Annotated in this window: 21 protein-coding genes and 5 pseudogenes; 9 read left to right on the forward strand and 17 right to left on the reverse strand. The window is 60.6% G+C overall.

What is annotated here, in order from left to right; translation table 11 throughout:
• Positions 1 to 172: 172 nt before the first annotated feature.
• From ltrA (M0D67_RS19745) to M0D67_RS19765, 5 genes and pseudogenes are all read right to left on the reverse strand, one after another.
• The gene (ltrA, locus tag M0D67_RS19745) at positions 173 to 1,819 is read right to left on the reverse strand and encodes a group II intron reverse transcriptase/maturase (RefSeq protein WP_266239415.1); all 1,647 of its coding nucleotides are present in this window, start codon (positions 1,817 to 1,819) and stop codon (positions 173 to 175) included.
• A 481-nt stretch (positions 1,820 to 2,300) separates the two neighbouring features.
• Positions 2,301 to 2,684: pseudogene (locus tag M0D67_RS19750) on the reverse strand (DDE-type integrase/transposase/recombinase); the annotation flags it as partial.
• Between the two features lie 79 nt (positions 2,685 to 2,763).
• A complete protein-coding gene (ltrA, locus tag M0D67_RS19755; protein ID WP_266239416.1) occupies positions 2,764 to 4,008 on the reverse strand; it encodes a group II intron reverse transcriptase/maturase in 1,245 nt (414 codons plus the stop codon).
• A 534-nt stretch (positions 4,009 to 4,542) separates the two neighbouring features.
• Positions 4,543 to 4,794, reverse strand: a pseudogene (locus M0D67_RS19760) (IS6 family transposase); the annotation flags it as partial.
• Positions 4,795 to 5,155: 361 nt separating this feature from the next.
• Positions 5,156 to 5,569: pseudogene (locus M0D67_RS19765) on the reverse strand (response regulator transcription factor); the annotation flags it as partial.
• A gap of 409 nt (positions 5,570 to 5,978) precedes the next feature.
• Between M0D67_RS19765 and M0D67_RS19770 the strand changes: the two are divergent.
• Both M0D67_RS19770 and M0D67_RS19775 read left to right on the forward strand, forming a co-directional pair.
• A complete protein-coding gene (locus tag M0D67_RS19770) occupies positions 5,979 to 7,280 on the forward strand; it encodes an MFS transporter (protein ID WP_266239417.1) in 1,302 nt (433 codons plus the stop codon).
• Between the two features lie 143 nt (positions 7,281 to 7,423).
• Positions 7,424 to 9,010: an MFS transporter gene (locus M0D67_RS19775; protein ID WP_266239418.1), complete on the forward strand. Its 1,587-nt coding sequence runs from the start codon at positions 7,424 to 7,426 to the stop codon at positions 9,008 to 9,010.
• Positions 9,011 to 9,221: 211 nt separating this feature from the next.
• Here the strand turns inward: M0D67_RS19775 and M0D67_RS19780 are convergent, their stop codons facing one another.
• The 5 genes from M0D67_RS19780 to M0D67_RS19800 form a co-directional block, all read right to left on the reverse strand.
• Positions 9,222 to 9,494, reverse strand: a complete 273-nt coding sequence (locus tag M0D67_RS19780; RefSeq protein WP_154566769.1) for a hypothetical protein — start codon at positions 9,492 to 9,494, stop codon at positions 9,222 to 9,224.
• 64 nt (positions 9,495 to 9,558) lie between these two features.
• The gene (locus M0D67_RS19785; protein ID WP_154566770.1) at positions 9,559 to 9,990 is read right to left on the reverse strand and encodes a DoxX family protein; all 432 of its coding nucleotides are present in this window, start codon (positions 9,988 to 9,990) and stop codon (positions 9,559 to 9,561) included.
• A 253-nt stretch (positions 9,991 to 10,243) separates the two neighbouring features.
• Positions 10,244 to 10,708, reverse strand: coding sequence for an RbsD/FucU family protein (locus M0D67_RS19790; RefSeq protein WP_168435985.1), 465 nt, complete (start codon positions 10,706 to 10,708; stop codon positions 10,244 to 10,246).
• Positions 10,709 to 10,829: 121 nt separating this feature from the next.
• Positions 10,830 to 11,090 (reverse strand): hypothetical protein, encoded by a 261-nt coding sequence (locus M0D67_RS19795; RefSeq protein ID WP_266239419.1) that lies wholly within the window; start codon positions 11,088 to 11,090, stop codon positions 10,830 to 10,832.
• Between the two features lie 29 nt (positions 11,091 to 11,119).
• Positions 11,120 to 11,488 (reverse strand): nuclear transport factor 2 family protein, encoded by a 369-nt coding sequence (locus tag M0D67_RS19800; RefSeq protein ID WP_266239420.1) that lies wholly within the window; start codon positions 11,486 to 11,488, stop codon positions 11,120 to 11,122.
• A gap of 293 nt (positions 11,489 to 11,781) precedes the next feature.
• Here M0D67_RS19800 and M0D67_RS19805 point away from each other — a divergent pair, with 293 nt between their 5' ends.
• The 7 genes and pseudogenes from M0D67_RS19805 (at position 11,782) to flhC (ending at position 15,790) form a co-directional block, all read left to right on the forward strand.
• Positions 11,782 to 12,153: a type II toxin-antitoxin system RelE/ParE family toxin gene (locus M0D67_RS19805; protein WP_266239532.1), complete on the forward strand. Its 372-nt coding sequence runs from the start codon at positions 11,782 to 11,784 to the stop codon at positions 12,151 to 12,153.
• Positions 12,150 to 12,452, forward strand: a complete 303-nt coding sequence (locus M0D67_RS19810) for an addiction module antidote protein (RefSeq protein WP_054039070.1) — start codon at positions 12,150 to 12,152, stop codon at positions 12,450 to 12,452. Before M0D67_RS19805 ends, M0D67_RS19810 begins: the two co-directional genes overlap by 4 nt.
• Positions 12,453 to 12,608: 156 nt before the next feature.
• On the forward strand, positions 12,609 to 13,487 hold the full coding sequence (locus M0D67_RS19815) for a helix-turn-helix domain-containing protein (protein WP_266239421.1): 879 nt from the start codon (positions 12,609 to 12,611) through the stop codon (positions 13,485 to 13,487).
• Between the two features lie 93 nt (positions 13,488 to 13,580).
• A pseudogene (locus M0D67_RS19820) lies at positions 13,581 to 14,106 on the forward strand (GNAT family N-acetyltransferase).
• A gap of 34 nt (positions 14,107 to 14,140) precedes the next feature.
• Positions 14,141 to 14,395 (forward strand): annotated as a pseudogene (locus M0D67_RS19825) (YeeE/YedE thiosulfate transporter family protein); the annotation flags it as partial.
• A gap of 490 nt (positions 14,396 to 14,885) precedes the next feature.
• The gene (gene flhD, locus M0D67_RS19830) at positions 14,886 to 15,206 is read left to right on the forward strand and encodes a flagellar transcriptional regulator FlhD (RefSeq protein WP_028194930.1); all 321 of its coding nucleotides are present in this window, start codon (positions 14,886 to 14,888) and stop codon (positions 15,204 to 15,206) included.
• A gap of 14 nt (positions 15,207 to 15,220) precedes the next feature.
• The gene (flhC, locus tag M0D67_RS19835) at positions 15,221 to 15,790 is read left to right on the forward strand and encodes a flagellar transcriptional regulator FlhC (protein ID WP_054039111.1); all 570 of its coding nucleotides are present in this window, start codon (positions 15,221 to 15,223) and stop codon (positions 15,788 to 15,790) included.
• A 166-nt stretch (positions 15,791 to 15,956) separates the two neighbouring features.
• On the opposite strand, the gene M0D67_RS19840 is transcribed toward flhC, so the two are convergent.
• The 7 genes from M0D67_RS19840 to M0D67_RS19870 all read right to left on the reverse strand — a co-directional run bounded on the left by M0D67_RS19840 (position 15,957) and on the right by M0D67_RS19870 (position 24,863).
• A complete protein-coding gene (locus M0D67_RS19840) occupies positions 15,957 to 17,285 on the reverse strand; it encodes an Nramp family divalent metal transporter (RefSeq protein WP_171929358.1) in 1,329 nt (442 codons plus the stop codon).
• A gap of 60 nt (positions 17,286 to 17,345) precedes the next feature.
• Positions 17,346 to 18,548: an acyl-CoA dehydrogenase family protein gene (locus M0D67_RS19845; protein ID WP_266239422.1), complete on the reverse strand. Its 1,203-nt coding sequence runs from the start codon at positions 18,546 to 18,548 to the stop codon at positions 17,346 to 17,348.
• A 191-nt stretch (positions 18,549 to 18,739) separates the two neighbouring features.
• Positions 18,740 to 19,396: a methionine ABC transporter permease gene (locus tag M0D67_RS19850; protein ID WP_074286788.1), complete on the reverse strand. Its 657-nt coding sequence runs from the start codon at positions 19,394 to 19,396 to the stop codon at positions 18,740 to 18,742.
• Entirely contained in the window at positions 19,389 to 20,546 is a 1,158-nt protein-coding gene (locus tag M0D67_RS19855) for a methionine ABC transporter ATP-binding protein (protein ID WP_266239423.1), read from the reverse strand. Before M0D67_RS19855 ends, M0D67_RS19850 begins: the two co-directional genes overlap by 8 nt.
• A 13-nt stretch (positions 20,547 to 20,559) precedes the next feature.
• Entirely contained in the window at positions 20,560 to 21,975 is a 1,416-nt protein-coding gene (locus tag M0D67_RS19860; protein ID WP_266239424.1) for an LLM class flavin-dependent oxidoreductase, read from the reverse strand.
• Positions 21,976 to 22,017: 42 nt separating this feature from the next.
• Positions 22,018 to 22,857: a MetQ/NlpA family ABC transporter substrate-binding protein gene (locus M0D67_RS19865; RefSeq protein ID WP_154566778.1), complete on the reverse strand. Its 840-nt coding sequence runs from the start codon at positions 22,855 to 22,857 to the stop codon at positions 22,018 to 22,020.
• 392 nt (positions 22,858 to 23,249) lie between these two features.
• Positions 23,250 to 24,863: an efflux transporter outer membrane subunit gene (locus tag M0D67_RS19870; RefSeq protein WP_266239425.1), complete on the reverse strand. Its 1,614-nt coding sequence runs from the start codon at positions 24,861 to 24,863 to the stop codon at positions 23,250 to 23,252.
• Positions 24,864 to 24,870 lie beyond the last annotated feature (7 nt).

Raw genomic sequence — 24,870 nt, forward strand, 5'->3', positions numbered from 1 at the left:
CCCGCCACCCTGCTATCCAAGCTACGGGGCTTCTGACTTCTACCCCGGCAGGTCTGTCTCCTGCTGAACACGCCAGCCTTCGCTGGACACACAACCGTACGTGCGCCTTTAGGAGCATACGGCTCAAGCCTCTACAAAGGCATCTGTCGACACCCGGTGGCACAACTTCTACTCAGGCGTATTGCGGATTCCTACGGCAATTGAGATGGTGCACTTGAAGGTTGCTTGCTGCATCCGTCCCGCCGTCAGTTTGCTTCACAATATGCGTAACATCCCAGCGGGTGTTCATTGTGATGGGCTGCTGACAGTTGGAACACATGCCATCTTGCCTTACCCAGACACGGTACAGCTTACGGCGACCGCGCGTCGAGTTCAGCATCTTCTGGCCCCATCGGGATTCGAAGTATGGTACCCATTGCGGATCGTGCGGATTGGCGCCCGCTCGGATCTTGATGTGCCGTTTTATTGGCGTGTCCGATTCCTTCAGCAAGGTGACCTCTCTTGTCGTGCCATCCTCTTTTTTTTCTGTGGCGGCAAATACCCAGTCCCGCAGACCTTTAGCCCTGAAGTATTTGATTTTTATCCATCTGGCGCCTTTTTTAGGGTGCCTTCTTGCCGCCCATCGCCATAGCATTGACCAGACCTCGTGATCAACCCGATCGAAGGCTTTCTTGGCGACAACATGGCTATGGTAATTCGCCCATCCTCGTAAAACAGGATTGAGCAGCTTTACCAGGTTCGCCTGTTTAGCCGTCTTGTTGGCCTTGATGATTTCACGAATTTTGTCAAGATGTGCCTTGACGTTCGCTTTCGACGGTTTCATCAGTAGCTTGCCGTTGTACTTGCGAATGTTCCATCCGAGGAAATCAAACCCATCCTTGATGTGCGTTATCCTGGTCTTTTCTGGTGATAGGACCAGCCCGCGTTCCGCCAGGAATTCAGCTACTGCCGGCCTGACTTCATGTTCCAGCCACTCCTTCGAGTGGCCGGTAATAATGAAGTCGTCCGCGTAACGCACCATGTTCATTTTCAGTCCTCTCTGCTTCGCTCGCGGGAATTTTTCCGCGAGCATCGCTTCGAGGCCATCGAGCGTCATGTTGGCTGCCACCGGGGAAATAATTCCCCCTTGCGGGGTGCCGGCGTCAGTGGGGAAGAGTTCGTTTTGATACACGTATCCCGCTTTGAGCCACTTCTTTAGAATCACCTTGTCCGTGGGGATATTGGCGATCATCCAGTCGTGGGAAATTTTGTCGAAACAGCCTTGGATGTCGGCCTCCAGCACCCATTCCGCACTCGCCTTTTTTGCCAGAGAAATGAAGCATTGTCCTCCAGCGTCAGCAGTAGAGCGTTCCGGTCTGAACCCATAAGAATTCAGATCGGCGGTGGTTTCCGCAACGGGTTCGAGCGCTAGCAAATGTAAAGCTTGCATTGCCCTGCACCGCATCACGGGTATGCCGAGGGGCCTCGTCTTGCCGTTCTTCTTCAGAATAAAAACCCTCCGAAGCGGAAGGGGCGAATAACCCCGCCTCTTCAACGACGCAATCGCGTTGGCCTTTGCCGCCGGTGTTTTCCACGTTACCTTGTCCACACCGGGGGTGTTCCTGCCTTTATTTTCAGTCACCCGCTTCACGGCTAATGCACGGCCGCTGAACGAATGGGTCAGCAGCCATTGCAGGGCTTTCACCCTGTTATGGCGGCCGGCCTGTACCGCCTTCACCATACGCGATTGCAGCCTCCTTACCTGACGTTGAACATCGGCCCAATTGATGCCGTTCCACGCCACACCCGAAGGTGCACGCGCCCGTGTTGCTGCGCTCATTTGCTTTCCTTCCGTTTAGATGGTTCTGCAAACTCTCTGGTGAGGAGAGACCACGAGGAAGTCTGCCCGCTTTCGCGTCGGGTGATGTTGCAACCCGTATCCCGTCCATTACAGCCGGGCATTCGCTTTTTCCCCGATCCTGTGCCCGCACCGCCATGGGCAGACCTCGCAGCCTGCTGTCCCGAAGGGAGCGATACGGGGTTTCCACGTTCCGCTTATGGAAGTGTGTCGGGTTAGGTGCCTGCTCTGGGCCGGGAGGTATGCGGGTCACGAACGCGTAATCGAAAGACGCTGTTCCCACCTCCAGTACCGTTTTGGTTCGAGCGCAATAGCCATTTCCGCTCGTTCAACGTAACGACCCTACTGCAGATTCAAATGTTTTCACCATACCGACTATCTGGCACTCATCCGGCGTATGGCTGCCAGAAGGGTACGCCTCTCGCGATTGATACCCCGCGCCTTGTGGCGCTTCGTTACGTTGTCAGAGCCGCTCTTGATTCAGGCTCCTAGATTCACCGGGTGACACCGGTGGTTCTCTCCTTCTATGCTGCGAGAAGTGAGAACAACTTCTGTAAGCGACCTCGTGTCGCACCTCGATCACGTTATTCAGATACTTCGAGGAGCGCACGTGCGTTCCATCAGGCAGCAGAGCGTCAGCGATCATCTCCCGCACGGCCCGGTGCGAGGCGGCATACCCATCGAGCGTAATCGTCTCCGGTGGCTGGCCCTGATGCTTGATGGCCTTGCTGAAGAAGGCTTTGGCCGCGCTCACGTCGCGCTTCGCCCTGAGCGTGAAGTCCACTGTCTGGCCGGCCCGATCTACCGCCCGGTAGAGATAGACCCACTTGCCACGAATCTTCAGATAGGGGTGAGTAGACCTCGGGAATTGCGCCCGAAGTCTCTCGCAGAACCGTACGTGACACTCGCGCGTCATACGGCTCCCGTTATCCAACCTGTGCCCACTGAAACTGCCAGTGCACGAACTGTCGCGGGTACGCCTTCTTCATCTTGTGCAACCACTCTTCACTGCGCCTTTTATGCCGTCGCAGTGTCTTGTACTTGCGCTGGGCCCAACGCACGAGCTTGCGGTCGAGATACTGACCGAGCCCGAGCATGGCCGTCCGATAGAAGGCCCCGTAATAGTTCCACCAGCCACGTATCGTGGGATTACATTGCTCGGCCAGTTCGACCAGTGACCCGGACGTTCGACGAGGCAGCCGCCACCCCCTCACCGTCTGTCGCATCCGTTTCAAGGCAGCAGAACTTACGCCGGGCAGAAAACTGGTCGAGATCTGCCCGGACCGGGTCTTCACCCTTCGCGGACGAAACAGGAAGCCCAGAAATGTGAAAGTCACTTCCGGGTAGGTTTGGGTACGACTTCGGTCCCTGCAGTACACGATCTTTGACTTCTCAGGATGCATCTGCAATCCGCACTCCGCCAGTCGCGAAGCGATGGCCTGGATGACCTCCTGCGCCTGTGCCAGGCTGCGGCAGTGTACTACTGCATCATCGGCATAACGCGCAAAGGGGCATTGAGGGAAGTGCCGCTGCATCCATACGTCGAACGTATAGTGCATGAACAGATTCATCAACATCGGGCTGACCACTCCCCCCTGAGGTGTACCTCGCGCTCGTGGCAGTCTCGCCCCATCTGCAGTCTCGAATGGCGCAGTCAGCCACCGCTCGATATACAACAGAAGCCAGTCCACCTTGATGTGCTTGCGTACCGCCTTGAGCAGGAGGTCATGATCGATCTGATCAAACGCCGCCTTGATGTCAAACTCAACAACCCAGTCGTACTGCCAGCAACGCTTGCGCGTCACCGCGATAGCCTGTTTTGCGGATTTTCCCGGCCTGTATCCATAGGAATCCGGATGGAACAACGGATCCAGGACCGGTTCTATCATGAGCTTGACCACAGCCTGGGCGATTCGATCCGACACGGTGGGCACGCCCAGCTTTCTGGTACCGCCCGTGGCCTTGGGTATCTCCACCTGTTTCACCGGTGGCGGGAAGTACGACCCCGATGACATCCGGTTCCACAGCTTGTACAGATTGCCCGACAGGTTCTGCTCGAACATGGCGATCGTTTCATCGTCCACCCCGGCAGCACCCCGGTTGGCCCTCACCAGCTGATAGGCTTCCCACACCGTGCGCTTTGCAATGCAATACGGTTTTGTTGATTTCATGTCACTCATCCCCGCAGTGCAGGTTGGTGACCTTCGTCAACAGGATAACGCCGCCCCTTCGCTCCACCCTCATTACAAGGGCTTCAACACTACTACGGGCAACTCCGCCCCTCGTTGCGGCATCGGTATTCTTCCTCATGGTGTCAGCCATTTGTCATTTCCCTTTGCATCCGCAACAAGGTTCTCACGTTCCATACCGAAGCCTGTGTTGAGCTCATGCCGCCTCTACGCCGGCTGCCGTCAGGTCCGTAAACAGGTCTCGTCCTGACTGATCCTGGAGCGACGAGATGACCCCAGTTTTGACAGCGCCTTGAACGTGTTAACGACGCGTCATCGAACGGTTCGCTTTCGCTCATCTGCTCAACACCTACCTGCCATCCTTATGGACGACTTTTCCACGGTCGCTCACCACCACGCCTTTTGAACGCAGCAGCACCGGGCGGTTTGAAGCCTGCTCCTGCAAGCCGGCTCCGGGAGGCCCGCTCCCATCTTCAGTACAGCACCACAAGCTCTCGCTTATGTTCGTGACACACTCTCGTCGACACGCCATGACCGGCCTGTGGGTATGCCAAACCGGTTCCAGCGCTTGACGAACTCCGGCGTAAAGCGCTTTACCCAACGCATGATCGTAGTGTGTGCCAGCGACAATCCCCGCTCGGCCATCATCTCGACCAGATCGCGCAGGCTGAGCTTGTAGCGAAGGTACCAGCGCACACACAGAACAATAATCTCCCGATCAAAATGCCGACCATCGAACAACCCCTCCAGCCCCTTCCCTTTGCTCATCACCGCCCACCAGATTGATTGGATCGCAACTTTAACCGGTCCAATGAGCCTATTTGCACCAGAACCACTTCACAAATAGGGTCGACCGAGAAAGTTCTGCACTTGACTGCGTTGCGCAATCAGGTTTGCGGCTAGCTAGCATGCAAAAGGTCTTTTTAACCATTGCCGTGCACGAGGCGCCATTTGTGCCCGACGTGGCACTCGGGGCACGCGCCTCACCAGCAACGCTTGGATACGACAGCCGTTCGCGACGTTACAGACAACCGCCGAACTCAGCGAATAGGTGCTACGGGTTTTGAACAAATTTTGAACAGGTAGTGAACAACCCTTGCTGGATAAGACTTTGCGGGCGACGGGAAATGTCGAAATGGTAGGGGCCGACATCGAAGCTCGCGGCGCTGAACCGATCCGGATAGGCGCGGCGCAGCAACGCCGCAACGCGCTCGCGGAACTCGCCCGGGCGCAACGGCAGCCCGACATAGTCGTCGGCCCCGCTGGCAAAGGCACGCACCACGCTATCCTCCGACGTCTCGGTCGGAGCGAACAGGACCGGCAGGCGATCGCCGCCGACCGCGCGCACCGACCTCAGGACTTCGGCGCCGGACAGGCGCGTGCCTTGCCAGTCCAGCACCAGCAGATCCACGGTGGAACGGGCGAGCGCTTTCGACATGCTCAGACCGTCGTCATAGACCATACAGGTATGGCCGGCACTCATAAGAATCTTTTCGATCGACTGACGCATGACGGGGTCACGCTGAAGAATGGCAATGCGCATGGGATGACTCTTAACTGATAGCTCGGACGCGATTCTCAGAGGGACGCCCACTCCTTCACATAGGAGCAATCCTAATTTGCATACCAATCGCCCGACTCCCACACGTGGGCACGGCATTCCTACACCCAACCGCTGCGGCTCGCACAACGCGCAGCCCTCATGGTCCTGCCTGCCGTCGAAAAGGCACGCCTCAGGGAACTTTTCCCAATCTAATTAAGCACTTCCCGAAGCGACCGGCTTTCATCCTGTAAAATCGCCGCCCTGGCCCCAGTCGTCATCGCGCTTGCCCTACCCGGGCCGGCGCGCCGGTGTCCCGTGCTCTACCCAGCGCTTGCCACACTTCTCGCCCGACGACCGCCGTATTTCCACGCGCTACGTGTGGTTTCCAATTCAAGACAAGACACAAGCAATGCAAGCGACAAATCTGGGTGGAGCGCAGGCTGTCACCCCACGCCCTCTTGGGCGAAGCGATTACAAGACGCTCGGTCTCGCCGCGCTCGGCGGGGCGCTGGAGTTTTACGACTTCATCATCTTCGTATTCTTTGCGCCGGCGATCGGCCAGTTGTTCTTCCCCGCCGCGATGCCCGACTGGCTGCGTCAGGTGCAGACCTTCGGCATCTTCGCGGCGGGCTATCTGGCCCGGCCGCTCGGCGGCATCATCATGGCGCACTTCGGCGACCTGTTCGGCCGCAAGCGCATGTTCACGCTGAGCGTGCTGCTGATGTCGGTGCCGACGCTGATGATGGGCCTGCTGCCCACCTACGCCAGCATCGGCGTAATGGCGCCGGTATTGCTGCTGCTGTTCCGCGTGATGCAAGGCGCGGCGGTCGGCGGCGAAGTGCCGGGCGCATGGGTGTTCGTTTCCGAGCACGTGCCGCAGCGGCACATCGGCTATGCGTGCGGCACACTGACAGCCGGCCTCACGGCAGGCATCCTGCTCGGCTCGCTGATTGCCTCGGCGGTGAACCGCAACTTCGCACCGGCGGAAATCTCCGCCTACGCATGGCGCATCCCGTTCCTGGTGGGTGGCGTGTTCGGCATGTTCTCGGTTTATCTGCGCCGCTGGCTGCATGAGACGCCGGTGTTCGCCGAGCTCAAGCAACGCAAGGCGATCGCCGCGGAAGTGCCGCTCAAGGCCGTGTTGCGCGACCACGGCCGCGCTGTGATCGTGTCGATGCTGCTCACGTGGATGCTGTCCGCTGCGATCGTCGTGGTGATTCTGATGACGCCGACGCTGCTGCAGAAGCAGTTTCATATCGCGCCGGCCACCGCGTTGCTGGCGAACTGCGTGGCGACGCTGTGCCTGACGATCGGTTGCGTGATGGCTGGCTCGATCGCCGGCCGCATCGGCGCGGGGCGCACGATTTTCATCGGCGGCCTCGCGCTGGCCGTGACGTACTACGTGATGTTCCAGCAGCTTGCCGTCGATACGTCGGCGCTGGTGCCGCTGTATGGGGTGGCCGGCCTGTTCGTCGGTGTGATCGGCGCGATTCCGTTCGTGCTGGTGAAGGCGTTCCCGCCGGTCGTGCGATTCTCGGGCATCTCGTTCTCGTATAACGTTGCCTACGCAGTGTTCGGCGGCCTCACGCCGATCGCCGTTTCGCTGATGATGAAGTCGAACCCGATGGCCGCGCCGCTGTATGTCGGCGCGATCTGCATTGTCGGGGCATTGACGACGCTGCTTATCAAAGACGCGCCACAAGTGCGCTAGTCGAGCTGTTTCGCAACGGCGCACCGCGTGGTGCGCCGTTGTTTGCATCGGCTCCACGCCCCGCCTTTACGGCAATTCCGGCGACATCGACACTTCACGTCGGACCGAAACATCGTGCGCTGCATCAGCCTACGATGTGTCTCATGAACTCTTCCAATACCCGCCCATCGCCCGCCCTCGGCCGCATTCTCGCGACCGTCAGCGTCGGCTTCGTCGTCACGCAACTCGACGTGACCATCGTCAACATCGCGCTGCCGAAGATCGGTGCGGACCTGCATGCGGATGTCGCGGGGCTGCAATGGGTCGTCGATGCGTACACACTCGCGTTCGCCGTGCTGATGCTTTCGGCGGGCGCGCTCGGGGACCGGCTCGGCACACGGCGCATGTACGCGGCCGGCATCGTGCTCTTTGCACTCGCGTCGCTCGCCTGCGGATTGGCGCTCGATGCCACAATGCTGGTCGCGGCGCGCGCTGTGCAGGGCATCGGTGCGGCCGCCATGCTGCCGAACTCGCTGGCGCTGCTCAATCAGTCATACGGCCGCGATCCGAAGCTCCGTGCGCGCGCAGTCGGACTGTGGACCGCCGCGGGCGCGATTTCGATCGCGGCCGGACCGGTGGTCGGTGGCGTGCTGATCGCGGCATTCGGCTGGCGCAGTATCTTTCTCGTCAATCTGCCGATTTGCGTAGCCGGTTTGCTGGCGACCTGGTTCTGGGTGCCCCGCCCTGAATCCGCACAGAAAAGCGCGCAGCGAGCGGCCGCGACTACGGTTCCCGCTCCGGCCACGACTGGGCGTGAGACGGCGATGAGGACAGGCACTGGGGCTGGAGTTGGGAATGCGGCTGCTGTTGCGACTAAAGGTACAGCATCGGCATCGGATAAAACCGAAGCAATCCCACGCGGCATCGATCTGAGCGGTCAGACACTTGCGATCGTCGCGCTCACCGCCTTCGTCGCCGCTGTGATCGAACTGCGACCGCTCGGGCTAAGCCATCCTCTGGTAGCCGGCGGGTTCATACTCGCGCTCATCGCGACCGGCGCTTTTATCGCAGTGGAATCGCGCGTCGCGGCACCCATGCTGCCGCTCTCGCTATTCAGCAAGCGGACCTTCAATGCCGCGGTGCTGTTCGGCATCTGCGTGAATCTGACGTACTACGGCATGGTGTTCGTGTTAAGCCTGTATTTGCAGCGCGTACGCGGCTATACCCCGCTGCAGGCGGGCCTCGCGTTCCTGCCGTTGACGGGCGGTTTTCTGCTCTCGAACGTGGCAAGCGGCTGGGTGGTCGGACGCTTTGGCGTACGTGTGCCGATGATCGCCGGCGCAATCACTGCGGGGCTCGGCTACGGCCTGCTGCATTTCGTCGATGCGTCTACGCCGCTCGTCGGCTTGCTGCTGCCGTTCCTGCTGATTCCCTCGGGGATGGGCCTCGCGGTTCCGGCGATGACGACCGCCGTGCTGGCCTCCGTCGAAGCGAAGCGCGCGGGCACTGCGTCCGCTGTGCTGAATACCGCCCGCCAAGCAGGTGGCGCAGTGGGTGTAGCCGCTTTTGGCGCGTTGGCGAGCGGTGCGGCTGCCACGCAGATCGTTTCGGGGATGCAGGCCGCGACGGCCATCTCGGTCGGTCTGCTGGTGCTCGGTGGAATAATGGGTTGCCTCGTGCATCCGGAACCGCACGCGTCGGCCTCGCAACCCTACAAGACTGGCCCTGGGCAAGTTGGTGAACCGCGTTGAGTGTCTCATCGCTTTGCCCGGCGCGAGCCGGCGAATTGGCAAATCGATGAATCGGCAAACCCGCAAACTGGCGAGTCGCACTTAGCGTCTCGCCGCTTCACCGGAAGCGCAAAAAAATGACCCCCGCGATGCTTACACACCGCAGGAGTCTTCTTTCCGCGCTTATACGGCGCCAGCAGGCGCGCTACAACGCGCACTGCCGCCGCGTGACTTACAGCGGCGCTTCCTGAATCACGCCCGTGTCGATCGCGCGCTCGATCAGCCCTTCGTTTTGCGCCTTGGTGATCGCGTCGGCGATCAATTTTTCCGGCTGTTCGATTTCGGCCTTGATCGTGCCAATAAGACCGGATGCATCCAGAACCACCAATGTTTTCGCCGAATCGGCAAGGCTGATGATGACGCGATGCGGCGTAGGCCCTTCGCCGAGACTTGCGCACAACTGCGTGACCTTGCCGCCAATGGTTTGCTCAAAACTTTGAATCATTATTTGCTCCCTTGATTACAGCCACAATCAAAAGCGACCTGCACAGACTACCTCAATTGCGTGATCAGAGATTCAGCCCGCCGCGTGGCGAGCGCGCGCCGTCGATACTGATTCGGCCCGCTCCGGTCACGAACAGCAGCAGGAAACCACCAGCGATACCGATGTTTTTCCAGAAGTGGATCACCATATCGCGTTGCAAAGCGGGATCGGTAACATTCCAGAAATCGTGGCCCAGCACCGCGGCCGCCACGGTATAGACGGCCAGGACGAGCGCGAGCGGGCGGATCTTGAAGCCGACGATCAGCAGCAGGCCACCGAGCGCCTCGACCGCTGTTGCAATCGGTGCGGCGACCTGGACGAGCGGCACACCCTTCGAATTCAGATAGCCGACAAAACCCGCATAGCCCAGCAGTTTCATCACACCGCCCCATAAAAACAGCACGGCAAGGGCAACACGCGCGATGAGGATGACGCCGGAATCGACGGGACGCGTCATGAGGGGCTCCTGTAAATGAATAAGCAGCAGACCCGGCCAGACGGCCGCAGTTCCCCACTTTGCACCTGAGAATAGGTGCGCTGCCCGCCTTTTCCAAGCGTGGGCCGGCACGAACAGCGTAATCCGCGCCGTCTCAAGGGAAGGAAAAAGGTGTCCCAGCGCCCAGCACGTGCCCGATCGTGCACGCCACGGACTGTATCGCCGCCGCGCCTAAGCGCGGGGATAAGATGGGTGTCGTCGCCGTCGTGAAGTGCTATTGCTGCGGCGCATCCGGCGCGAGCAAAACACCCTTCGTAAAAACGAAGCAGCCGTAACCGCGCTCTTCGCCGGTAGCGATCACGCAATAGGCCTTGCGCGCCCGCTCATAGAAAGCGAAACGTTCGACCGAAGCAAATGGCACCTCGCGCCCTTCCGCCGCATTGATTTCGATCTGCACTTCGCGCTGAACGGCTGGAATCGTATTCGGCTCGCCGACCACTTCCATGCGCGACGCAGGGCGCTCGATGAATGTATCCAGCGGCATCACCGACAGAATCGCGCGAATGGCACGCGGTGCGTTCACGCCATCGAGGCGCAGTAGCTTGCCCAACACCGTCTCCTGCGCGACGGATGCGCCCGGAAAGTTGGCGTCGCAAACCACCAGTTCGTCGCCATGCCCCATCGAGCGTAGCGCATGCAGCACATCGGCATTCAGCAGCGGGTCCAGATTCTTCAGCACGGTGTCTCCTTGAGGTTCGATTGGCGGCCAGCTACCCGGGTTCGAGCGGATTGCCCTTGTGGCGCGTCGCGATCGATTGTAGCAAGACCGTGGCGCACGGTCCGTTACCGGCGGCTCACCGTCAATCCGCCTGTCCACACGATGCGGCGAGCGGCATTCCGCGACACCGCCACCGCAACCATCCGACCAAGGCGAGCAGCACGAGACCCGCGCCACCCAGCACCGGCTCGCGCCAGGCCAGCAACGCAGCGAAGGTGAACGCGCGCGTGCCGGCCAGCAGAGCGAAGCCGGCGATCGCGCTGGAGAGCGCGTCGACAACGCCCGACAGGCGCGCGACCGTGAGGACAGTACCGGGAGCCGTGACGGCAACGGACTCATGCATGATCGTCTCCGTGAAAAAACTGCGTGTGGTCAGGTAGCGGTAGGCACCTGGTCGAGGAAACCGGTCACCGCCTGCAGGCGGCCGTGCGTGTCGAGCACGCCGAAGTCGGATCCCTTGACGATCGCCTCGCCGGCCGGCGTGGTGAGTGCCCACGAAAATCGCAGGCGGTTGGCGAAACCGTCGACTTCCGTCGTGCGGCGAAACGTGTGATGCGGGAAGCGTTCATGCACCGCACGGATCATCGCGTCGATGCCGTCATGGCCCGCGCCTGCCAGCAGCGGATCGCGATAGTCGGCATCGGCAGTCCATGTCGCGGCGATCAGTTCGCGGCGGCGCACTGCATCGGTTTCATTCCATGCGTCGAAGTAACGGTCGATCAGATCGGTATGCGCATTCATCTCAGACTCCTTGATTGGCATGACTGAGCACTACGCTCGGCAGACACGGTGTATGCGGCGGGCTCGGAGTGAAGATTGACGGCTCGAGCGCAGCGCGTCGATTACGTGGGAGGTAAGCATCCGGATGCACCGGCGTGAAGAACCGCGCTTTTTTGTCCACCGGATTGGCCATTCGGCCGAATCGTCACCGGCTGCGTCAGCCGCTAACCTCATGGCGGAATTGGGGGCCGCGCAGTGTCGACTCGCGGCATGTGACGAACTGAATGGGCGCGGACACAAGCCGCTTTTTTAATATGGTTTTCACACTTGCAATGCCGTATCCAACAGGATACACTCATCAACAAATCGGTTCACCGCCTGTGTACACGGTCAACCGCACCGAGGAATTCGACCACTGGCTTGCCGGCCTCTCAGACTTGAGGGAGAGAGCCAAAATCCTGGTGCGAGTCCGGCGTGCTGAGCGAGGTCATTTCGGCGACGTCAAGCTGCTGGAAGACGGTGTGTCCGAGATGCGCATCGATTGCGGGCCCGGCTATCGGGTCTACTTCGCGCGCGAAGGGCGCATGGTGTTCCTGCTGCTCTGCGGTGGCGATAAATCCACGCAGCCAGCCGACATCAGGCATGCCAAATCAATGTGGGCAGACATCAGAAAGGAACTGTCATGAGCAAAGTCAAAACCGCACGGTTCGACGCATCGCATTACCTCGATAGCGAAGAGATGATCGCCGAGTATCTCAACGCAGCGCTGGAAGAAGGCGACGCCGACCTCCTCCTCGCCGCGATCGCCGACATCGCAAAAGCACGCGGCATTGCGAAGGTTGCGGCCGACGCTGGACTCGGGCGCGAAAGCCTCTATAAAACACTCGCGCCCGGCTCCAAACCGCGCATGGATACGGTGTTCAAACTGCTGCGCGCGCTGGGCGTCAAACTCAACGCCGTGCCGGAAGGCGTGGCGCCCGCCTGATTCGCGCCTGGCGTGTTGTCGCTTGGGGTAACGCCCTGAATGCGCTGCGTATTCGTAGGTGCTCCTACGCTTTCTCGGATATTCCAGGGCAGTCCCGGGTATTCCATTACCTGTCAGGTAATGGATCGCTAACGCGCTTTGGCTATCATCGGCAACATGAACACACTTTCTCTTGCACAAACCATCCCGTCGAACAGGCCGACGGCAAGCCGCACGGTCGGCGATCTGCTGCGCGAATGGCGGCAGCGGCGAAGAATGAGCCAGTTGCTGCTCGCCGCTGAAGCCGATATTTCAACGCGGCATCTGAGCTTCGTCGAATCGGGCCGCGCGGTGCCCAGCCGGGAAATGGTCATGCACCTCGCCGAGCGGCTCGACGTGCCACTGCGCGCGCGCAATGCGCTGCTGATTGCGGCGGGTTATGCGCCGCTGTTCCGCGAACGCCCTTTGACGGACCCGCAATTAGCCGCCGCACGCGAGGCAGTTGAGTTGGTGCTCAAAGGTCACGAGCCGTATCCGGCTCTCGCGATCGACCGTCACTGGACCATCATTGCCGCGAACAATGCGCTTGCGCCGCTGCTTGCAGGCGCAAGCCCGGCGCTTCTAAAACCGCCGGTCAATGCGATGAGACTGAGCTTGCATCCGGAAGGCATCGCAGCGTCGATCGTCAACTGGCATGCCTGGCGCGCGCACGGGCTGTCCCGACTCCAGCGCCAAATCGACGTGAGCGGCGACGACACGTTGAGCGCACTGCGCGACGAACTCGCTGCATACCCCGCTCCGCCCGGCGCGGAAGCGGCCGAGCACGCCGACACCGCGGGTAATCAGATCGCCGTGCCGCTGCGTTTGCGCACACCGATCGGCGTGCTGTCGTTCTTCAGCACGACCACGGTATTCGGCACACCGGTAGATGTCACACTATCGGAGCTTGCTATTGAAGCGTTCTTTCCCGCCGATCAGGAAACCGCGGCGGCGTTGCGCGAGATTGCCGCGAGCCAACGTGCCGAAGGCCAAAAAACTGAAGCCGTGAAGCCATAGCAGCACCGCTGAACCGCAGAAACCCGAAGAGCAGCATCGAAAGCAGAGTTGTTCCCGCTTGCAGCACCATTCAAACCACACGGAGAGACACACTTGATCAACAGCGCCCTACTGGTCCGCCAACTCGGTCCGGCCGACCGCGACGCCTACTTTGAGCTTCGCCTGCGCGGACTGAAGGCGCATCCGGAGTCGTTCGGGCAAAGCTACGAGGAAGCGGTGGCCAAGGGCGCGGCGCGGCACGACGTTGCAGGGCACGCGCGCAGCCGAAGGCGACTTTTTGCTCGGTGCTTATGAATCGGCCAATGCCCCCTTAATCGGCGTGGTCGGATTGCTGCGTAACCAGAGCGACAAGGAACGACACAAGGCTTCCGTCGTCGGTATGTATGTCGCGCCGGAAGCTGCGGGTCGCGGAGTCGGGCGCGCCTTGCTTAATGAGTTGCTGGCGCGAGCGGCACAGGTAGAAGGTCTACGGCAAATCCAGTTGATGGTGAGTAGCCGCAACGAGGCGGCGCGCAAACTCTACGAGTCGCTTGGCTTCCGCAAATATGGTTGCGAGGTCGACGCGTTGAACGTCGGCGGGGTGTTTCACGATGCCGATCTGATGGCGCGCTTCATGTAACAGCTATTGGGCGCCAATCCTGCTCCCGGGGCGCCCGGTCCGCTCGCTGGTCGCGGCAGTGGTCGGCGGCCTGATGCTGGGCTACGGGGCCCGTCTGGCCTACGGTTGTAACATCGGCGCCTATTTCAGCGGCATCGTGTCAGGCAGCTTGCACGGTCGGCTGTGGCTGGTCGTCGCCTTCGCCGGCAACGTACTCGACACCCGCCTGCGCCCGGCGTTCGGCCTCGAAGTCGAACGGATCCGCGCAAACGGTTGCTGGAAGTTACAAATGCGCCCCGTTTGTAACTAGGGCTGCACCAACCTGTTACACATCTAATTTGTCCCCACAGCAGCACCAATGAGCGGTATTTATTACTTTCAATTGGGCTCGCTTTCTATTTCCTTTCTGATTCAGTCCTGATTTTTCGGTTCTCGACCGGGTACACACCATTGCTCAGATGAATAACGATAAGGCCCACCACACAAGGGTTTTCATGGATCAGACAAAATTCCAAGGCAACAAAAAACCTGCTAAGCATCGTCTATTACAGGACTGTGAAAGACTTACCGAAATTTGATGCATCTTTTTGAGATATTTTTTTGAGAAGGGATTGATTTCTTGTTTTGCCCTTCATACAATTCGTCCCAAGCTGTTACGAAATGTAACGCGATGTATCAAAAAGTCGCGAGCTGTATCAGGTAGTGACATGTAGCCGGAGGACAACGTTTCCGGTGAGGCACAAAAGACATAACGGCAAAAAAAGCCGACATAGTAATTCGGGGCTTCGGAAACACAGAAAATGGACCGTAGCAGCGAGACGCTGGATTCAATCCGCGAGATCAACTTGTCTTACATCATGCTCGCGCAACGTATGTTGCGTGAGGACAAACCGGTCGGCATGTTCCGACTGGGACTGTCGTCGGAACTGGCTGATTTGCTTGCCGGGCTGTCGCTCGCGCAGATCGTCAAGCTGGCCGCTTCCGATCAGCTTTTGTGCTTCTTCCGCTTCAACGACCACTCGATGTTGTCGGCGTTGACGCAAACGACAAAGCATGCCGCAGTTGCACCGACTCACGCGGCGATCCTGCTTGCAGGCCAGCCTGCTGAGCAATTTGCTTAATCGAGGTGACCGCGATGCTCAAGCGTAGCCTGACGGAAGACGCACAAGAAGTATTCCGTGCCATCGCGCTGATTGAACTCGGCGCGCGCATGCAGGTACTCGAAAGCGAGTTGACGCTTTCGCGCGACCGCATGATCCGCCTGTACCGCGAGGTCAAAGGTGTGTCGCCGCCCAAGGGTATGCTGCCTTTCTCGGCGGACTGGTACATGACGTGGCTGGCGAACATCCACGCGTCGTTGTTCTACAACACGTACCTGTTCCTGAAGAACGAAGCGCGTTGCTCGCACCTGGATGCGCTGACCAAGGGGTATCGGCTGTATCTGGAACATTGCCAGCACAGCGACTCCGAACCGGTGCTGGATCTCACGCGGGCATGGACGCTGGTGCGTTTCTTCGACGCCGACATCCTGCAGTTGACCAAATGCTGCCGTTGCACCGGCAAGTTCGTCGCGCACAAGCACGATCTGCAACACAACGTGGTGTGTGGCGCCTGCCAGCCGCCATCGCGCGCCGGCAAGACCAAAAAGGCCGCCGCCGCTCGTCAGGAAGCGCTCGAAGCAGCGCAGATTGCACAAGCCGCCTGAGTTAAGTGGAATCGATGAGGGCCGGTCCAGCCTGATTCGAACCGAAGCACCTTGGAAAAAGTCCGCCATCCTGCGGACTTTTTTTATGTGGTTCTGGCCCGGACACGGGACACCTCACATCTAACACCCGACGCCAGGCTCTACCCCGCTACCTCCCGCTGCCGTATTAGTCCACCAGTCCCACCGTCTGCACCACCAGCCACAGGTTCGCCGCGCTGATCACCACGAACAGCGACCAGGCGAGAAACCGCGTCGGAAGTCTGTTGGCAAATTCGCCCATCAGCGAACGATCGTTGGTCATGCGAATCAGCGGATAGAGCGCGAACGGCAGTTGCAGGCTCAACACGACCTGGCTTGCGACCAGCAGCTTGCCGACTGCGCCGTTGCCCATCATCTGCACGCCGATCAGCGCCGGAATCAAGGCGAGCGCCCGCGTAATGAAGCGCCGTTGCCAGCACGGAATTTTCAGCTTCAGGAAGCCTTCCATGATGACCTGCCCGGCCACCGTGCCGGTGAAGGTCGAACTTTGCCCCGACGCCAGCAGCGTGATCGCGAACAGCACCGCTGCGAAACCGGTGCCGACGATCGGCGCCAGCAGTTTGTACGCGTCTTCGATTTCGGTGACCTGATTGTGGCCGGTCGCGTGGAACGCGGCGGCCGCGAGAATCAGGATCGCCATGTTGATCAGCAGCGCAATTATCAGCGAGACGATCGTATCGATGCGCGACATGCCGATCGCCGACCGGATGCTGGCCGAATCGCGTTTAACCGCGCGGGTCTGCACGATCGACGAATGCAGATAGAGGTTGTGCGGCATCACAGTCGCCCCGAGAATGCCGATCGCCAGATACATCGGCTCGCGGCTGCTGAGTGCCTGCCACGAAGGAATCAGTCCTTGCGCGACGGACGGCCAATGCGGCTTCACCAGTGCCAACTCGATGATGTAGCCGACGCCGATCGTCGCGATCAACCCGAGCATGATCGCTTCAAGGTCGCGGAAATTTTTGCCCTTCAGGCCAAGCACGATCAGCGTATCGAACGCGGTCAGCAACACGCCGGTGGTCAGCGAACATTTGAAGAGCAGATGGAAAGCCAGCGCGCCGCCGAGCACTTCGGCCAGATCGCAGGCCACGATCGACAGCTCCGCAAGCAGCCACTGAAAGCGCGCGACACCTGGTGAGTAACGCAGCCGAGACAATTCCGCGAGGTCCCGCCCGGTGGCGATGCCGAGGCGCATGCTCAGACATTGCAGCGCCATCGCCGCAAGACTCGACAACATGACGACGAACAGCAGGCTGTAGCCGTAACGCGAGCCCGCTTCGATATCGGTGGCCCAGTTGCCGGGGTCCATGTAGCCGATCGAAATCAGCAGGCCAGGCCCCGCGAATTGCAGGATTTTTTTCCAGAACGGCGCGCCTTGCGTAACGGCGACCGTGCCTTGCACCTCGGATGGGCAAAACGGCGCCGTTGCGGTGGTCGGTAATTTGAACTGCAAGCCAGTGGTCTCTTGAAGGGGATAAACCGCGACGCCTCATGCAGGCTGCCGCGAACCGCCTCAAGTGTACAAAGAAACTTCCGGCAATGTCCCGCTTAACGCATAACGGCCGACGTCGCGTACGCGATAGTCGAGTGGATCGTGCAGCGTATGCACGCGAGCGTTGCGCCAGAAGCGGTCGAGCGCGAGCGGCGCGTGTGTGGCACGCGCGCCGCAGGCATCGAACAGTTTTTCGCTGACGTCGAGCGCGGCGCGGTGCGCGACGATTTTCGCCTCCGAGGTGGCGAGCGCCACCTGCGCACGGGTTTCGGCGTCCAGAGACGGGCCTTGTTGCCATGCGTCCTCGAGCGCGTAGGCGGCACGCACTGCCAGCGCTTCCGCACTCACCGCCTGCAGACGCATCTCACCGAAGCGCTGGATCAGGTAGGGATCGTCGGTGGCTTTTTCGACGCCCGAGGATATCCACGGTTTGCCGTACTGTGTGACGTACGCGCGTGCTTCTTCGAGCGCGCCCTGCGCGATGCCGACGAACAGATTGATCAGCACCTGCTGCGAAATCAGCGTGCGCAGGCTCGCGTATGAGGTGTCGGCCCGCTCCAGCACCTCGTGCGGTTCAACCTTGACTTGCACAAAGGAGACGCTGCCGCTATCGGTTTGCCGCTGACCGATCGGATTCCAGTCTTCGTGAACGGTAATGCCTTCACGCGTGGTCGGCACCACCGCGAACACCGCTTTGCCGGTAACCGGAACGTGCCCGGAAACCGTCATCATGTGCGAGCCGCGCGTGCCCGAACAAAATCCTTTCTGCCCATCTAAAAGATAGCCACCGTCGCTGGTTCCGCTTGCAACGAGTCGCGTGTCGAGCGGATTGACCGCATTACCCCACCACCAGCGCTCTTCCACGGTGCCGCCCAGATAGCGGGCACGTTGTTCCGGGTTGCCCCATACATTGACGCTGACCACCTGCAGGCACGTGAAGCCAAGCAGATGCGCGAGCGCACTGTCGACTCGCGCGATCTGGCGGATCGTCTCGTAGATCTCGGGCCAGTGCGTGCCGGAACCGCCGAATTCACGCGGCACGGCGAGCGTGAGCAGCCCCGCGTCGGCGATCCATTGTTTTTCCCGCGCGGCGTGGCCGCCGTCGCGATCGCGCTGAGCCGCGCTGGCACGCAACGCGTCGAGCAAGCCGGTAAGATTGCGCACCACAGGCGCAGCGCCGGTTTGCAGCGGTTGCAGTGCCTCGGGATGTCGAGGTTCGTTCATGCAATGTCCACGTGAAGAAGTTTGGCGAACGACACGCGGCTTATCAGCGCGGCCGGTTTGCATTCGATCAGGTGAGCGGCAGTCTCGCTGCGCCCTGCGTCGTAAATAGCATGACAGACGGCGGCGTCAACGCTGAAAACGTGGGCCGCAAGCGCGTATTCGTTATGCAAATAGCGGTCGAAAGACGACGATCATGCGCGTTGCGCAAGCCGTCGCACGAAGCGGTCGCCGACGAACTGCACCGCCGTCACGATCACGATCAGCAACACGATCACCGTCACCATCACGGTGGTATCGAAACGCTGATAGCCGTAGCGGATCGCCAGATCACCGAGACCACCGGCGCCCACCGCGCCCGCCATGGCCGAGGAACCGATCATCGCCACCACGGTGATCGTGAAGCCGCCGAGAATGCCCGGCAGCGCTTCAGGCAGCAGTACATGCCAGATGATATGCCGGCGCTGTGCGCCCATTGCCTGCGCGGCTTCGATCAAACCGCGGTCCACTTCGCGCAAGCTCACTTCGGCCACGCGCGCAAAAAAAGGAATCGCCGCGATACTGAGCGGCACGATGGCAGCCCATACACCGATCGTCGTGCCGATCAGCAAACGTGTGAGCGGCAACAGCGCGACCAGCAAAATAATGAACGGCGTGGAGCGGAACGCATTGACGAGCGCGCCGAGCGTGCTGTTCACCACACGTTTTTCAAAGATGCCGCCGCGCGTTGTGGTGACCAGCACCAATGCAAGGGGAATGCCGACCAGCGCCGCGACGAAGGCCGATACGCCGACCATGACGATGGTGTCGCGAATGGCATCGGCGAGTTCCGAGAGCCAGAGATCAGACATAGCCCAGCACCTCGACGTGATTGGCATAGTGACGCGCACGCTCGAGCAGTGTCGCGATCTGCTTTTGCACCGTGCCGTCCGCGTTCGCGCGCACTTCCGCCGACACCACCAGACGCCCTTGCGCATGCCCCTGGATCCGGTCGATGCCACCATGCACGAAACTCACGCGGCCACCTTCAATGCTCAATGCAGACGTCAACCCGCCCAGGTCAGGCTCACGTGCATCGCTGCCGGTGAAGCGCACGTCGAGCAGAATCTGCGCATCCGCTTGTGCGATCTCGTGCAATGGTTTGACGCGCGCGGCGAGATCCGCAGGCAGATCATGCACCAGGGTCCGCAGCAACGCGCGCGTCGCATCGTGCTGCGGGTCGCCGAATACACGCCACACCGGACCCGTCTCCACCACTTCACCACGCTCGATCACGGCCACCGTATCGCAGACCTCGCGAATGACCTGCATCTCGTGCGTAATCAGCACGATGGTCAGGTTGAGCCGCTGATTGATATCGCGCAGCAACGCGAGAATGGCTTGCGTCGTTTCGGGATCGAGTGCGGACGTTGCCTCGTCGCACAGCAGAATGTCCGGGTCAGTCACAAGGGCGCGCGCGATCCCGACGCGCTGCTTCTGACCGCCGGACAAACTCGCCGGATAAGCGTCGCGCTTGGTCGATAGGCCGACTAGTTCGAGCAAGGCGTCGACCTTTTTGTCGATCGCCGCTTTAGGCGCACCAGCGATTTTTAACGGCAACGCAATGTTTTCGTGCACCGTTTTAGCGGAGAGCAAATTGAAATGCTGGAACACCATGCCGATACGCCGCCGCAGCGTGACCAGCCCGCGTTCGTCGAGCTCGCCGACACTCACGTCATTCACGCGCACGGCGCCGGAACTCGGCTTTTCCAGACCATTGACGAGCCGCAGCAGGGTCGATTTACCTGCGCCGCTTCGCCCGATGATGCCGAACACTTCACCGCGCGCCACCTTCAGCGTGACGTTCGCCAGTGCCGCAGTCGACACACCGCGCGTGTTGGCGAACACCTTGCCCACGTCGTCGAATACGACAACTTCTTGCGCGGCATCGGCCGCATCACGATTCAAGGCGAGGGACGGTGCGTCTTCAATGAATTGCGGCACGTCGAAAAGATGAGCCATGGCTTCGTTCCTCTCAGGCGTCCACGGTGGATCGCGCGCCGCTTTGCGCAATTGGTGCATTACGCCGATGCTGCGCGCCGGCATGCACCTCAGGCAGTCGCGCACGGCCGCCGCCGAATAGCTTTTCGCGCAGCGTCGGCGCCGGGTCGTAATCTTCCTTGTAGACGCCGCGATTCTGCAATTCCGGCACCACCAGATCGACGAAGTCTTCGAACGATTCGGGCATGACAGTGCGCGTCAGATTGAATCCGTCAACGCCCGCCTCTTCTATCCACGACACCAGCTCGTCCGCGATCTGCTGCGGTGACCCGACTACGGGCTTCGCGCGGCCGCCGAGCGTCATCTGTTCGAGCACTTTGCGTTTGGTCCATACGCCACTCACGCTCTTCTTCGAAATCGCTTCAACGGCAGATTGCATCGATTCGGTCTTCACATACGAAATCGGTTCATCCAGTTCGTACTGCGAGAAGTCGATGCCGGTCGAACTGGAGAAATGCGCGATACCGCCCTCGGCGCTCGCATAACGCCGGTACTCTTCGAATTTCTCCTGCGCGGCGCGTTCTGTTTCGCCGACTACAACGGTGATGCCGGCAAAGATCTTGATATCGTCCGGCGCGCGGCCGAAGCTGACCGCCCGTGCACGAATGTCGTCGACAATGGAACGCGTGAGCTGCTTGTTCTGGCCACCGACAAACACGCATTCCGCGTGACGCGCCGCGAAATCGACGCCCCGGCTCGACGAACCCGCCTGATACAGCACCGGCGTGCGTTGCGGCGATGGCTCGCTCAAATGAATGGCGTCGATCGAATAGTACGGACCGTCGTGTTTCACGCGATGCACTTTGTCAGGGTGCGAGAAGATGCGTGCCTCGCGATCGCGCACTACCGCGTCGTCCTCCCAGCTTTGCTCCCATAGCTTGTAGACCACGTCCATGTAATCGTCCGCGCGGTCGTAACGGTCGTCGTGGCTGATCTGTTGTGCGAGACCCATGCCGCGCGCGGCACTGTCCAGATAGCCCGTCACGATGTTCCAGCCCACCCGACCCTTAGTCAAATGATCCAGCGTCGACATGCGGCGCGCGAACAGGTACGGCGGCTCGTAAGTCAGATTCGACGTGACGCCGAAGCCGATATGCTTCGTCACGTGTGCCATCGCGGGCACAATCAGCGATGGATCGTTGATCGGAATCTGCACCGATTCACGCAACGAGGTTTCCGGACCGCCCTGATAAACGTCGTATACGCCGACGATATCCGCGAGAAAGATCCCGTCGAACTTGCCGCGCTCGAGCGTTTGCGCGAGGCTCGTCCAGTAGTCGAGGTCGGTGTAGTGCGCCGAACGGTCGCGCGGATGCGTCCACAAACCATGATTGATGTGACCGACCGCATTCATATTGAACGCGTTCAGCAGGATCTTTTTCTTCGCCATCGTGCGGCTCCTTGCTGGTTGCAACGTTGCTAGCGGCGTGCCTTACCAGGCGACGGCGTAGAGGCTGCCGAAGGCTTTGTCGAGCGCAGCGCGCACAGCGGGCGAATGCTGATAGATCGAGATGAACTTGCGGATACGCGGATCATTTGCGCTTTCCGGACGCACGACCCACTGGATCGCGTAGTTCTTGTTTTCCAGGCCGTCGAACAACAATGCGCTGTTCGGATCGGTGGTGCCCGCGAGCTTGATGAAGCTCGGGTAGCCTTGCGCGAGATCGACGTCGTCGAGCGAACGGGCCAATTGCGAGGCTTCGAGCTGAACGATCTTCAGGTGCTTCGGGTTGTCGATGATGTCTAGCGTCGTGGCGCGATAATCGATGCCCGGCGTCAGTTTGATGAGACCGGCGCGTTGCAGCAACAACAGACCACGACCGCCGTTGACCGGATCGTTAGCGATGGCAACGGTGGCGCCGTCTTTCAATTCATCGAAGCGTTTGATCTTTTTCGAATACAGGCCGATCTTCATGATCGTGCCCGGGGCGATTGCGACGAAGTTATAACCACCCTGCTTCTTTGCGTTCTCGAGAAACGGGATGTGCTGGAAATAGTTGACGTCGATATCCTTGTTGGCGAGCGCCGCGTTCGGCGTATTCCAGTCGGTAAACTCGATGATCTTCACGTCAAGCCCTTGCTCCTTCGCTTCGCGCGCGGCGACTTTGAGCGCCTCGATTTGCGGGCTGGTGGCGATGCCGATTTTCAGCGTGGGCGTGTCTGCCGCGAACGCGGGCGAAGCGGACAACGCCAGCGCGAGGCCGAACGCGCCGAGGAACGTCAGCGTCCGCGCCTTGAAAAAACGCCGTGCAGTGGTCAGAGAAATGCGCATGGTGAACTCGTTAGGATAGGGGCGTGGTGTGTTTCGAGGCGAGCCGATTCCACGACATGCGGGCAGGCGTGCCGGAATCGGTCGGACAACAGAAATCTGCAGCGCGCGGTTTAACCGGCGTGCGGCAGCGATAGAACGCGTGAGCGGGTCAGCGCGGACAGCGCGGACAGCGGCAGGTCGGACAGGTCATCGCCTCTCTCCAGATGAGGTGCGAATCATCATAGACGGCGGGAAACCGGTGGTCTACGAACGGATTTTTGGAAGGAAAGCGGGAAAAATGATTTGGGGCTCGCCCCATGGAGCTGGCGCAACACGTCACCAAAGAAAAAACGCCGGGCCACGCTTTAGCGCAACCCGGCGTTCTTCACCAGCCAACAAACTAAAAACAGACCTTAGCGCTTCGCCACCTGCTCCGCCGACGCAAAAGCAGAAGTAGCAACCGGACCCGAAGCCGGCGCAACCGCCCCCACCGTCTCGTCGCCCGCAGGCTTCACATCACCCCAGCCGCCACCCAGCGCGCGAATCAGGTTAACCGTCGCCACCGCCTGCGTGCCCGACAGATGGCTCGCCTGTAGTTGCGATGTCAGCACCTGCCGCTCGCCGTCGATCACATCCAGATAGCTGACCGCGCCTTCCGTGTACTGCGTGCGCGACAGATGCGCCGCGCGTTGCGAGGCCACGACCGCATCGTTCTGCTCGCGCATCTGATCGTCGAGCAAACGCAGATCGGCCAGGTTGTCCTCGGCCTCACGGAACGCCACCAGCACCTGTTGACGATACTGCGCGACATCTTCGTCGTACTTCGAGCGAGCTTGCGCGAGGTTTGCCTTGCGGCGGCCACCGTCGAACAAAGGCAACGTTAGCGCGGTACCGGCGAATGGCCCGAGAATAAACGCGCGGCTCGACCACTTGAACAGATCGCCCAGCGTCGCCGATTCAAAACCAGCCGCACCCGTGATATCGAGCTTCGGGAAGAACGCCGACTTCGCCAGACCGACCCGCGCATTCGCCGCCATCATCGCCCGCTCCGCCGCCGAAATGTCCGGCCGACGTTCGAGCAGCGCCGAAGGCAAACCTGGCGGCACGCGCACCGTCACCGGCACGAGCGGTGCCTCCGCGAACGAGAAATCGGCCGGCGGCTTGCCGAGCAGAATCGCCAGACTGTGCTCGGAGGCCGCGCGCTGACGCGCCACGCCCACTGCATCGGCACGCGCACTCGCCAGTTCGTTGCGAGAACGCGAAACATCCAGCTCACCGATATCGCCTTCCCTGAAACGGCGCTCGATCAGCTTCAGCGTGTCCTCGCGCAACGCCACGGTACGGCGGTACAGATCCTGATCCGTGTCGAGCTCGCGCAACTGGAAGTAGTTCTGCGCAACGTCGGCTTGCAACGACAACTGTACCGACCGGAACAATGCTTCACTTTGCTGCTCGTCCGCACGCGATGCATTCACGTTCGAACCGACTCGCCCGAACAGATCGGTTTCATACGATGCGCCAACCTGCGCACGCCAGATCGTGCCGTTCGTCCCGCCCGCGCTATCCGGCTGAAACTGCGAGGCCGCCGATGCCCGTTCACGCGTCGGACCAAAGCCCGCGTCGAACTTCGGGAACCAGTCCGACTTCGCCGCCTGCGTCACCGCACGCGCCTGCTGCACACGCGCCGCAGCGGCCTTCAGGTCCTGATTCGCTGCAGCCGCCTGTTCTTCCAGCGCGTTCAACTGCGGGTCGCCGAAGATCGTCCACCATTCGCCGCGATGCGCGTCGTCGGCGGGCTGAGCCTGCTTCCAGGTGCCCGTGTCCTGCGGCGATGCGGCGGACGTAGCCGATGTAGCCGAAGCACCGGACGCAGCCGATGCAGCAGTCGGCGTTTCCTTGAACGCAGCCGGCGTATCCACCTCCGGCCGCTTATACGTGGGCTCCACGGAGCAGGCCGCGAGCAACGCCAGCAGCAAACCGCTGGCAGCCGCTCTGCCCCACCCGCTTAAAGATTCAAAACGCTTCATTATTATT

This window comes from Paraburkholderia sp. SECH4, assembly GCF_030511745.1.
GTDB lineage: Bacteria > Pseudomonadota > Gammaproteobacteria > Burkholderiales > Burkholderiaceae > Paraburkholderia > Paraburkholderia madseniana.